This is a genomic window from Rhizobacter sp. P3_C12 (assembly GCF_056402735.1).
The window spans coordinates 19888-30517 of record NZ_JBFUGW010000047.1 but is presented as its reverse complement, the minus strand read 5'-3'; the positions used below and the strand labels follow the sequence as shown (position 1 = coordinate 30517).

Sequence of the window (10630 nt, the reverse complement as noted above, 5' to 3'; positions counted from 1 at the left end):
GGCCCTGCTGTGCGACGTCCCGGCACTGATCGGCAGCGACGCCGACGACGCCCTGCCGGCCGAACTGGCCGCCATCCTGCGGCTGGGCGACGGCATCCATCACCGCCTGCAGCTGGCCGGCCGGCCCTACCGCGCCGTCTGCCGCGCGATGAGCGACACCGCCTCGCGCGGCCGGTTGCTCGTCATCACGAACGAATACGAACGGGAGTCCCACTGACATGTCGAACGATCACCACGGGGCAGCGGTCCCCAGCGAGCCGGCCGCCACACCGCGCACCGCGAGCCCGGACGAGGTGCGCGAGCGCCTGGCCTACCTGTTCCGCGCGTCGCTGCAAGAGGGTCGCCTGCACCCGCTGTTCCACCTGATCCAGCAGTACCGGCTCGAGGAGCACGCATGAAGGCGCCGCAACTCGCACTCCAGCCCGATGCGGTGCACGCCAAGGTGCGCACGCTGCCGGCGCTGCCGCAGGCGGTGGTCGAGCTGCGCTCGGCCTTGCGGCGCGAAGACGTCGCCGTCGACGAACTGGCGACCACGATCTCGCACGACCAGGCGCTGACGGCCAAGACGCTGCGCCTGGCCAACTCGTCCTTCTACGGCGTGACCGGCCGCGTCTCGTCGATCCGCGATGCGATCAACATCCTGGGCCTGCGCACCGTCGCGACGGTGGCGACCACCGCGGTGGTGATCTCCAGCTTCGACCGCACCGCCTGCACCGGTTTCGACTTCGACGGCTTCTGGCGCCATGCGCTGGCCACCGCGTTCTGCGCCCAGGAACTGGCGGCCGCCACGCGCCTGGACACCGAAGCGGCCTTCTCCGCCGGGCTGATGCACGACATCGGCCGCCTCGCGCTCGCCACCTACTTCCCGCTCGAGCTGAGCCAGACCATCGACTGGGCGGCCCGCCACGACATCCACTCGCTCGAGGCGGAACGGCTGATGCTGAACACCGACCATGCCACGGTCGGCGGCCTGATCGCCGAGCACTGGCATTTCGCGCCGGCGATCGCCGAGGCGATCCGCTGCCACCACGAACTGCCCGCGCACGCCGGCGCGACGCTGGCCGACGTGGTGCACGTGGCCGACAACATGACCCATGCGCTCGACCTGTCGGGGCTGGACGAAGACATGGTGCCGCCGCTCTCGCTGGACGCCTGGCAGCGCATCGCCCTGACGCCGCAGCAGGCCCAGCGCACCTTCGAACGAACCGAGCGGCAGGCGCGCAGCGTGCGCGAATCGCTGACCGTCTAGGAGACATCCATGGATACACATGAAGTCGCTGCCAGCCAGCTCACGCCCAGCCAGGTCGAGGCGCTGCTGCGCGCCAACGAGGAACTCACCGAACTGAACCGCAAGCTGTCGGACGCGCAGGACAAGCTGGTCCAGTCGGAAAAGCTGGCCTCGATCGGCCAGCTGGCCGCCGGCGTGGCGCACGAGATCAACAACCCGATCGGCTTCATCTTCTCGAACTTCGGCACGCTGGAGAAGTACCTCGCGCAGCTGTTCGACATGCTGAAGGCCTATGAAGAGGCCGAACCCGCGCTGGCCGGCACGCCGGCCGCGGCGCGGCTGCTGCGCCTGCGCGAGGAGATCGAGCTCGACTACCTGAAGGACGACATCCCGGCCCTGATGGCAGAGTCCAAGGACGGCATCCAGCGCGTTCGCAAGATCGTGCAGGACCTGAAGGATTTCTCGCGCGTCGATGCGCGCCAGGAATGGGAATGGGTGAGCCTGCACACCGGCATCGACTCGACGCTCAACATCGTCAACAACGAGATCAAGTACAAGGCCGACGTCGTCAAGCAGTACGGCGAACTGCCCGACGTGGAGTGCCTGCCCTCCGAGCTGAACCAGGTGTTCATGAACCTGCTCGTCAACGCGGCGCATGCCATCAGCGCCGAGCGCGGCACGATCACCATCAGGACGGGCACGCAGGGCGACGAGGCCTGGGTCGACATCTCGGACAACGGCTGCGGCATCCCGGCCGAGAACCTGAAGCGGATCTTCGACCCGTTCTTCACCACCAAGCCGGTCGGCAAGGGCACCGGGCTCGGCCTGTCGCTCTCGTACGGCATCGTCAAGAAGCACGGCGGGCGCATCGAGGTGAGCAGCGAGCCCGGCCGCGGCACCGCGTTCCGCGTCAGCGTTCCGGTCAAGCGCGTGGCCGCGCTGGCGGACTGAGCCGGTACCTGCGATGCAAGCCACTGCCGTGCCCGACACCGCGCCGTGCGCGCCCGCCGGCGAAACGCCGGTGCCGGCCGCGCCCGCCCCTTGGACCATCCTGTGCGTCGACGACGAGCCCAACATCCTGTCGTCGCTGAGGCGCGCGCTGCGCGGCCCGCAGTACCGCGTCGTCACCGCAGGCAGCGGGGGCGAGGCGCTGGCGCTGATGGAAAGCGACCCGGTCGACCTGATCATCTCCGACATGCGCATGCCCGGCATGGACGGTGCGCAGCTGCTGGGTCAGGTCCGCCGCCGCTGGCCCGGCACGATGCGCATCCTGCTGACCGGCTATGCCGACGTCGACTCGACCATCGCTGCCATCAACGAAGGCCAGATCTACCGCTACGTCAACAAGCCGTGGGACGACGGCGAATTGCGGGTCACCGTCGCGCAGGCGCTGGAGCGGCTGGCGCTGGAGCGCGAGAAGGCCCGCCTCGAGGCGCTGACGCACGCGCAGAACGAGGAACTGCGCGGCTTCAACGTGCAGCTCGAGCGGCGCGTGCAGGAGCGCACCCTCGAGGTCACGCAGGCGCACGACAAGCTCAAGCGCAACTACATGACCTCGATCAAGGTGTTCGCCAACCTGATCGAGCTGCGCGGCGGCCAGCTGATGGGGCACGGACGCCGCATGGCCGAGTCGACGCGCCAGCTGGCCAAGGCGATGGGCTGCAACAGCGAAGACACGCAGACGGTGTTCGTCGCGGCGCTGCTGCACGACATCGGCCTGATCGGGCTGTCCGACGAGGTGCTCGCGAAGCCGGTTCCCAAGCTGACGGCCGAAGAGCTCGCGACCTATCGCAAGCATCCCGTCCTGGGCGAGCAGTCGTTGCTGGCGCTGGACGACATGCAGCCGGTGGCCGCGCTGATCCGGGCGCACCACGAGCGCTTCGACGGCCAGGGCTTTCCCGACGGCCGCGCCGGCGCCGATATCCCGCTGGGTGCGCGCATCCTGGCGGTGACCGACGCCTACGACGACCTGCTGAACGGCCACCTGGGCGCGCCGGGGCTGAAGACGGCGCAGGTGCGAACGCTGATGATGCACGGCCGGGGCAGCCAGTTCGACCCCGAGGTGCTGGACGTCTTCCTGCACATCAACCAGCCGAGCGCGCCGCAGCCGCCCGCGCCGCTGTCGATGACCACGGAATCGCTGCAGCCCGGCATGGTGCTGGCGGCCGACCTGATCTCGCGCGAGGGCGCGGTGCTGCTGGCGACCGACCACGTGCTGACGGCCGACACCATCCGCCGCATCCGCGTGTATGAACAACGCGAAGGCATTCGCATCGAGCTGCGCGTGCGGCCCCCCCGGAGAACCTGATGAAAGCATCCATCCTGCTGGTCGACGACGAACCCCATGTGCTCGCGGCCCTGCACCGCGTGCTGCGGGTGCCCTTGCGCGACCTGGCTCGCGTCGAGCTGTTCAGCGACACCCGGCTCGCGCTGGCGCGCGTCCGCGAGCATGCGTTCGACGTGGTGGTGTCCGATTTCCGCATGCCCCAGCAGGACGGCGTGGCCTTCCTGCGCGACGTGCGCGAGGTGCAGCCGCGCGCGGTGCCGATGATCGTCAGCGGCTCCGCCGACGTCGCCACGCTGGTGCGTGCCGTCAATGACGCCCAGGTGTTCCGCTACATCCTCAAGCCGTGGAGCGACGACGAACTGGTCGGCAGCGTGAAGGCCGCGCTGGCGCATGCGCAGGCCTCGAAGGAACAGGCGCTGCTCGCCGACGCCATGCGGGTGCAGGAGGGCCGCCTGCCGGCGTTCGAGGCGGAGCGGCGGCGCCTCGAATCCGAGGAACCGGGTCTCACCCACGTGGACTGGGGGCCGAATGGCGAAGTGCTGATGCCGCCGCTGTCTTGAACAAGTCTTCCGTGCCGAGCATGTACTCGGCGTTGTCGCTGAGTCGCTGCACCGCCAGGTCGATGAAGGCCCGCGCCCGCGCCGGCTGTGACGTCCTGCTGCCGAAATACACGAAATAGCTGGCGTGGTCCGGCATGTGGTCGACAAGGATCGGCACGAGCTGGCCGGCGCGGATGAAGGGCGCTGCCGTCACGCCCGCCAACTGGCCCAGCACCTTTCCCGCCAGCACGGCCTGCAACTCGAACACTTCGTCGTTGCTGCAGATGGCAGGCACCACCGGCTGGTCGACCGCCTGATCGCCGAGCTTCACATGCCAAGGCACCACCTTTCCGGTCGCCGGATGCCGGTACGCGCTGCAGCGATGGGTGGCCAGGGCCGCCAGCGAATCCGGGACGCCATGCTGCTCCAGGTACGCGGGTGACGCACAGATGACCAGCTGCAGCGGGAACAGCCGCCGCGCGATGACGCCTTCCTGAGGCGATGGCCCCAGGCGGAAGCCAACGTCGACGCGGTCCTCGACCCAGTTGCCGACACGGTCCTCCAGCAACACATCCGGCTGGATGCCCGGATGCATCTCGCAGAACTCCTCGACCAGCCGCCACAGGATGGGCTGGAACGTCGTGCGCGGGCCGGCAATCCGCAGCGGGCCAGCGAAATCGTCCTTGGCCGATCGGGCCTTCTGCAGTGCCCGCTGCATGCCGAGCACCGCCGGCTGGACGTCTTCCAGCAAGCGCTGGCCCGCATCGGTGAGCGACATCACCCGTGTCGTCCGGTGGAACAGCCGGGCATCGAGGTGGACTTCCAGCTGCGCCAGTGCCTTGCTGGCCGCCTGCGGGCTGATCCCCAGCGCCAGTGCGGCCTTGCGCAGGCTGCCCAGTTCGGCCGCCTGGATGAAGGTCGAGATCGACCGGAGTTCGTTGATTGCCATGTGCGTATTGTCATCAATCCGATGCCAATCCATCAACCTTATCGTCACTATCCGAATGCGAGTTCGATCCCTAGAGTTCGCTGCATCGACTCCCGGGGAAGCAGCCATGCAGCTCGTCACCTTGAACAACGGCCTCCAGATGCCCATCGTCGGCTTCGGTGTCTTCCAGATCCCGGACGCCAGGGAATGCGAACGCAGCGTCGTCGATGCCATCGAGGCCGGCTACCGGCTGATCGACACCGCGGCCTCCTACATGAACGAGGAAGCGGTGGGCGCGGGCCTGCGCGCCAGCGGCGTCCCTCGCGAGCAGCTCTTCGTGACCAGCAAGCTGTGGGTGCAGGAAACCGGCCTTGAGCGCACGCAGCAGGCCATCGACAAGTCGCTGCGCCGCCTGAAGCTGGACTACCTGGACCTGTACCTGATCCACCAACCCTTCGGCGACGTGCACGGCTCGTGGCGTGCGATGGAAGATGCGCACCGGGCCGGCAAGCTGCGCGCCATCGGCGTCAGCAACTTCCACCCGGACCGCCTGATGGACATCAAGGCGTTCAACGAGATCGCGCCGGCCGTCAACCAGGTGGAGGTGAACCCCTTCCAGCAGCAGCTGGAGGGTGCCGCTTTCATGAAGGAGATCGGCGTCCAGGCCGAGGCGTGGGCGCCGTTCGCCGAGGGCCGCAACAACCTGTTCCACAACGGGGTCCTGGCCGACATCGGTGCGCGGTACGGCAAATCGGTGGGCCAGGTCGTGTTGCGGTGGTTGGTGCAACGGGGGATCGTGGCGCTGGCCAAGTCGGTGCGCAAGGAGCGCATGGCGGAGAACCTGGCGCTGTTCGACTTCGAGCTGGACGAGGCTGACATGGCCCGCATCGCAGCGCTCGACACCCACACCAGCAGCTTCTTCTCGCACCGCGATCCGGCCATCGTCAAGTGGATGGCCGAGCGCAAGCTCGATATCTGATCGCGCCACATGAGCATGTCCTCCGTCCGTTCGCCGGCCGAAGGGGCCGGTGCCGTGCTGGCCATCATCGTGGCCAGCTACTTGATGATCGTGGTGGACATTTCGATCGTCATCACCGGCCTTCCTCGGATCCAGGCCAACCTCGGTTTCAGCGCCGCATCGACACGCTCGCACATCGCATCGCCATCGTCATGAATGTGGGGGCGCTGCTGTTGGCGTTGGCGCTGATCGTTTCCTGGGCCTGCATCGTGTTGCCGCGCCGCCACCAATCCAAGTCAAAGAAGGCCCTCGCATGAAGACACTGCTTTCCATTGCGCTGGCGAGTGCCGCCGGCGCCGCGATTGCGCAAGCGCCGGCCGCACCCGCCGTCACGGTGCGCACAGCCTCGCCCACATCGGCCGCCACCGGAGCGAACGAAAACTTCACCGGCGTCGTGCGCATCAGCTCGCCGTTCCAGGCGCTGCCACCAGGAAGAGTCAGCGGCGCGACGGTGACCTTCGAGCCACGCTCGCGCACAGCGTGGCACACCCATCCGCTGGGACAGACGCTGATCGTCACGGCCGGTCTGGGTCTGGTTCAGCAGCAAGGGCAGCCGGCGCATGTGCTGCGTCCCGGCGACGTCGTCACCGTTCCCGCGAACGTGCGCCACTGGCATGGCGCAGGCCCTGAAGGTGCAATGACCCACGTTGCCATTGCCGAGCAAGAGGACGGCAACTCGGTCGCCTGGCAGGACAAGGTGACCGACCAGGACTACCAGGCCGCCTTGGCCAGCAACGGCCTGGCTGTGCGAGGCGACGAGAAATTGCCAGCCAGGGCACTTGCACTGCCCACCTCCGAAACGCTTTCAGCCAGGCAGCAGGCCATCCCCCTCATCGCGGCCTCCCTGTCCACCAGCGACATGCCAAAGCTCAACGCCGCGTTGACACGGGGTCTGGATGCGGGGCTGGCCATCAGCGAGGCCAAGGAGATCCTGGTGCAGCTCTATGCCTACGCGGGCTTTCCCAGAAGCCTCAACGCGCTCGCCGAGTTGATGAAGGTCGTGGAGGCCCGCAAGCAGCGCGGCATCCTGGATGCGCCAGGTCGCGAGCCCGACCGGACCGTCGCCACCGGAAACGAACTCGTTGCAGCAGGAAAGGCGAACCAGACCGAGATCTCCGGCGGACCGGTTCAAGGCGCGGTGTTCGACTTCGCACCGGTCATCAACCAGTTCCTGCGAGCTCACTTGTTCGGTGACATCTTCGAGCGTGACAACCTCGACTGGCAGAGCCGCGAACTGGCCACCGTCGGCGCACTCGCAGCGATGCCCGGCGTGGAAGCGCAGCTGCGTTCGCACATGCGGGCCAGTTTGCGCGTCGGTTTGACCGCCTCGCAGTTGCGGCAACTGAAGCACCTGCTCGCCGAGCACGGCGATGCGGGCGCCGCAAAACGCGCAGACGAAGCACTCACGCAGGCTCTCGCCGCCGCATCGAGAGGGTGACCATGAGCGCCACACGAATCCTGCCGGCCGCCACCATCCTCGTCACGGCGCTGGTCGTTGGCTGCGCGACCCACGTCAACGGTTCTGGCGCCCCCTCGGGCCCTCTGCTGCTTCAAGCGCAGGGGAGTTTCGCCGTCGGCGGCACCGTGAAGACAACCCCGGGAAGCTACGACAACAACCAGCCGACGGCGTCGGGACAGAGCTTTCACGGCGACCACCTCTACGCCTTCCATCAGGTGCCGCAAAACCCCAGGGCGCTGCCGATCGTCATGCTGCACGGCGCCTTCCAGTCGGCCCGCAGTTGGGAGACCACCCCGGACGGTCGCGAGGGCTTCCAGACCCTGTTCCTGCGCCGCGGCTTCGCCGTCTACCTGGTGGACCAGCCGAGGCGTGGACGCGCGGGCAACAGCACGGTCGCGGCGACCATCGAGCCGGCGCCCAACGATCAACTGTTCTTCGACCAGTTCCGCCTCGGCACATGGCCGAACTACTTCGGCAACGTGCAGTTCGATCGCAGCCCGCAGACGCTGGACCAGTTCTTCCGCTCGGTCACGCCCAACACCGGCCCGTATGACGCGGGCGTGATCTCGGATGCCATGTCGGCCCTTCTGACCAGGACCGGGCCGGCGATCCTGTTCACCCATTCCCAAGGGGGCGGACCGGGCTGGCTGACGGCGATCAAGAACCCGAACGTCAAGGCCGTCGTCGCGTTCGAGCCGGGCAGCGGCTTCATCTTCCCTCAAGGCGAGCTGCCGCCGGCCATGCCAAGCGCTGCCGGCACGCTGGCGCCCGAAGCCGTGCCGCTGTCTGAATTCGAGAAGCTCACCCGGCTTCCGATCGTCATCTACTACGGCGACAACTTCCCGGCCGAGCCGACCGCCGAGCGCGGCCAGGACAACTGGCGCGTGCGGCTCGCGATGGCCAGGCTCTGGGTCGACGCCGTCAACAGGCATGGCGGTGACGCCCGCCTGGTGCATCTCCCGCAGATCGGTGTCCGCGGCAACACGCACTTCCTGATGTCGGACCTGAACAACGTCCGGATCGCCGACCTGGTGTCCGCCTTCCTCGCCGAGAAGAAGCTGGACTGACGAGCGCCTCCGAGCTGGCGGACCTCTCTCCAGATTTCGTTTGACGTCCTCAATATTTGGGATAAAAATCCCAAATATGAATCCATCGACTGCCGTGCAGAACGCCGTCGCCAGCGCCGTCACCCGTGTCTTGCGGCCCTTGGTGCGGCTGCTGCTTCGCCATTCGATCCCCTTCGCAGCCTTCCAGGAGCTGGCGAAGCACGTCTACGTCGAGGTTGCGCTCCAGGAGTTCGCGCTGCCAGGCAAGAAGGCCTCGATCTCCCGCGCATCGATCCTGACGGGCCTCTCCCGCAAGGATGTTCAACGCCTGCTGGAAAGCGAAGGTCCTGACAGCGCCGCCACCGCGCAGGAGTACAACCGCGCGGCCCGCGTCCTCACCGGGTGGATTCGCGATCCGGACTATCTCGACGGCTCCGGCCAGCCCATCGCCGTCGAAATCGACGGCGAACGCAGCTTTGCCACGCTGGTCAAACGGCACAGCGGCGACATGCCTGCCCGGGCCGTGCTCGACGAGCTGCTTCGCGTCGGCGCGATCGGCAGGCGCGAAGACGGCCTCATCGAGCCCCTGCAGCGCGCGTACGTCCCGCAAGCCGGCGTGCTGGAAAAACTGAGCATCCTGGGGCGCGATGCCTCGGACCTGGTCGACACCATCGACCACAACATCCAGCACGGCTCGACCGACCCGCGCTATCAGCGCAAGGTCATGTACGACAGCATCCCGACCCGCGACCTGGGGGCGTTCCGGAAGATCAGCGCCACCAAGGCTCAAGCCTTGCTCGAGACCCTGGACGCCTGGCTGGCGGCGCACGATGTCGACGACGAGCCGGGACAGCCCGCCGTCCCGCGATCCCGCGTCGGGCTCGGCATCTATTACTTCGAGGAGCCGCTGGCGGCTCCCGACACGCAAAGAGGTTCGACATGAAGACACTCAGAATCGCCGGCGCCAGCCTTGTCGCATCCGTCTTGATCGCCGCGGGCTGTGGCGGTGGCGGCGGAATCGGCGGAACGGGCCAGGATGCGGGCACCATGCGGGTCTCCATCGGCGATGCCCCGGCGTGCGGCTACGAGGCGGTGAATGTCACCATCGAGCGGGTTCGCGTGAACCAGAGCCCGACTGCGGGTGACGATGACGGCGGCTGGTCGGAGGTGGTGCTGTCGCCGGCCCGCCGCATCGACTTGCTGACGCTCACGAATGGCGTGCTGGAAGACCTGGGGCAGACCTCGTTGCCGGCGGGCCGGTACACCCAGCTTCGCCTGGTGCTGGCGGCGAATGACGCGGCACACCCGCTGGCCAACTCGGTCGTGCCGATGGGCGGCCAGGAGACGGCGCTCGAGACTCCCAGCGCCCAGCAGAGCGGTCTCAAGCTGAACCTGGATGTGGAGGTTCCCGTCGGCAAGGTCGTCGACCTCGCCCTCGACTTCGACGCATGCAGATCCGTCGTTCGGCTCGGCAACTCCGGCCGCTACAACCTGAAGCCCGTGCTGTCCGCGACGACGGTGTTGTCCGATGCCGGGCAGCGGGTGGTCGGCTACGTCGACCCCTCCATGGCGATCGCCGGAACGACGGTCTCCGTGCAAAGCGCCGGCACCATGGTCAAGGCCACCGCCCCGGATGCGACCGGCAAGTTCGTGCTGTACCCCGTTCCCATCGGAAGCTACGACCTCGTGGTCAGTGCCGCAGGGCATGTGACGGCGGTGACGACAGGCGTGCCCGTGACCGCGACCGCGTATACCTACGTTGCCAGTGCCGCGGTGCCGATCGCCCCGTCGATCTCCACGCCCGCCGACCGGCAGGTGACCGGAACGGTGACGCCGGCATCGGCCACTGTTCGCGCCCTTCAGACGTTGGGCGGCAGCATCACGGTCGATGTCCAGAACGGCATCGTTGACGGCCTCGATGGCAGCTTCCAGCTGATGTTGCCCAACGGTGCGCCGGTCTCATCGCCCTACGCCGCAGATCCACTGCTGCTGAACTTCGTGGCAGACGCGGGAGCGGCGGGTCGCTACACCGTGGTGGCCACCTCCTCCGGCGCCTCGAAAGCGCAGGCAGTGGACACATCCGCCCCTGTCGCTCCGTTGAACTTCACATTCCCCTGACGCCTGC

12 protein-coding genes and 1 pseudogene are annotated in these 10630 nt (G+C 67.6%); 12 read left to right on the top strand and 1 reads right to left on the bottom strand.

Annotated elements, in window-relative coordinates:
* The 6 genes from AC1DXV_RS10395 to AC1DXV_RS10370 all read left to right on the top strand — a co-directional run.
* On the top strand, window positions 1-217 hold a 217-nt coding region (locus AC1DXV_RS10395; protein ID WP_477933475.1), incomplete at its 5' end, for a hypothetical protein.
* Between the two features lies 1 nt (window position 218).
* Entirely contained in the window at window positions 219-398 is a 180-nt protein-coding gene (locus tag AC1DXV_RS10390; RefSeq protein WP_477864240.1) for a hypothetical protein, read from the top strand.
* A complete protein-coding gene (locus AC1DXV_RS10385; RefSeq protein ID WP_477864239.1) occupies window positions 395-1249 on the top strand; it encodes an HDOD domain-containing protein in 855 nt (284 codons plus the stop codon). Before AC1DXV_RS10390 ends, AC1DXV_RS10385 begins: the two co-directional genes overlap by 4 nt.
* A gap of 9 nt (window positions 1250-1258) precedes the next feature.
* Window positions 1259-2179, top strand: coding sequence for an ATP-binding protein (locus AC1DXV_RS10380; protein WP_477933473.1), 921 nt, complete (start codon window positions 1259-1261; stop codon window positions 2177-2179).
* A 13-nt stretch (window positions 2180-2192) separates the two neighbouring features.
* On the top strand, window positions 2193-3536 hold the full coding sequence (gene nosR / locus AC1DXV_RS10375; RefSeq protein WP_477933471.1) for a response regulator c-di-GMP phosphodiesterase, NosR family: 1344 nt from the start codon (window positions 2193-2195) through the stop codon (window positions 3534-3536).
* Window positions 3536-4075 carry a response regulator gene (locus AC1DXV_RS10370; protein WP_477864236.1) on the top strand — a complete coding sequence of 180 codons (540 nt, stop codon included), beginning with the start codon at window positions 3536-3538 and terminating at the stop codon, window positions 4073-4075. The genes nosR and AC1DXV_RS10370 overlap by 1 nt, the downstream gene beginning before the upstream one ends.
* Here AC1DXV_RS10370 and AC1DXV_RS10365 read toward each other — a convergent pair.
* Window positions 4020-5003 (bottom strand): LysR family transcriptional regulator, encoded by a 984-nt coding sequence (locus AC1DXV_RS10365; RefSeq protein ID WP_477864235.1) that lies wholly within the window; start codon window positions 5001-5003, stop codon window positions 4020-4022. The genes AC1DXV_RS10370 and AC1DXV_RS10365 overlap by 56 nt on opposite strands.
* Before the next feature lie 106 nt (window positions 5004-5109).
* On the opposite strand from AC1DXV_RS10365, the gene AC1DXV_RS10360 reads away from it, so the two are divergent.
* The 6 genes and pseudogenes from AC1DXV_RS10360 (at window position 5110) to AC1DXV_RS10335 (ending at window position 10623) form a co-directional block, all read left to right on the top strand.
* Window positions 5110-5961 (top strand): aldo/keto reductase, encoded by an 852-nt coding sequence (locus AC1DXV_RS10360; protein WP_477933477.1) that lies wholly within the window; start codon window positions 5110-5112, stop codon window positions 5959-5961.
* 9 nt (window positions 5962-5970) lie between these two features.
* Window positions 5971-6120, top strand: a pseudogene (locus tag AC1DXV_RS10355) (MFS transporter); the annotation flags it as partial.
* 133 nt (window positions 6121-6253) lie between these two features.
* The gene (locus AC1DXV_RS10350) at window positions 6254-7438 is read left to right on the top strand and encodes a (R)-mandelonitrile lyase (RefSeq protein ID WP_477864234.1); all 1185 of its coding nucleotides are present in this window, start codon (window positions 6254-6256) and stop codon (window positions 7436-7438) included.
* Window positions 7439-7440: 2 nt separating this feature from the next.
* Window positions 7441-8526, top strand: a complete 1086-nt coding sequence (locus AC1DXV_RS10345) for an alpha/beta hydrolase (protein WP_477864233.1) — start codon at window positions 7441-7443, stop codon at window positions 8524-8526.
* Between the two features lie 94 nt (window positions 8527-8620).
* Window positions 8621-9448: a DUF6502 family protein gene (locus AC1DXV_RS10340; protein ID WP_477933469.1), complete on the top strand. Its 828-nt coding sequence runs from the start codon at window positions 8621-8623 to the stop codon at window positions 9446-9448.
* Window positions 9445-10623, top strand: coding sequence for a DUF4382 domain-containing protein (locus tag AC1DXV_RS10335; RefSeq protein ID WP_477864231.1), 1179 nt, complete (start codon window positions 9445-9447; stop codon window positions 10621-10623). Before AC1DXV_RS10340 ends, AC1DXV_RS10335 begins: the two co-directional genes overlap by 4 nt.
* Window positions 10624-10630: the final 7 nt, after the last annotated feature.

Coding starts and splice junctions, on each gene's coding strand:
- nosR (WP_477933471.1), top strand. CDS start 2,193: ATGCAAGCCACTGCCGTGCCCGACACCGCGCCGTGCGCGCCCGCCGGC.
- AC1DXV_RS10385 (WP_477864239.1), top strand. CDS start 395: ATGAAGGCGCCGCAACTCGCACTCCAGCCCGATGCGGTGCACGCCAAG.
- AC1DXV_RS10335 (WP_477864231.1), top strand. CDS start 9,445: ATGAAGACACTCAGAATCGCCGGCGCCAGCCTTGTCGCATCCGTCTTG.
- AC1DXV_RS10390 (WP_477864240.1), top strand. CDS start 219: ATGTCGAACGATCACCACGGGGCAGCGGTCCCCAGCGAGCCGGCCGCC.
- AC1DXV_RS10365 (WP_477864235.1), bottom strand. CDS start 5,003: ATGGCAATCAACGAACTCCGGTCGATCTCGACCTTCATCCAGGCGGCC.
- AC1DXV_RS10350 (WP_477864234.1), top strand. CDS start 6,254: ATGAAGACACTGCTTTCCATTGCGCTGGCGAGTGCCGCCGGCGCCGCG.
- AC1DXV_RS10370 (WP_477864236.1), top strand. CDS start 3,536: ATGAAAGCATCCATCCTGCTGGTCGACGACGAACCCCATGTGCTCGCG.
- AC1DXV_RS10380 (WP_477933473.1), top strand. CDS start 1,259: ATGGATACACATGAAGTCGCTGCCAGCCAGCTCACGCCCAGCCAGGTC.
- AC1DXV_RS10360 (WP_477933477.1), top strand. CDS start 5,110: ATGCAGCTCGTCACCTTGAACAACGGCCTCCAGATGCCCATCGTCGGC.
- AC1DXV_RS10345 (WP_477864233.1), top strand. CDS start 7,441: ATGAGCGCCACACGAATCCTGCCGGCCGCCACCATCCTCGTCACGGCG.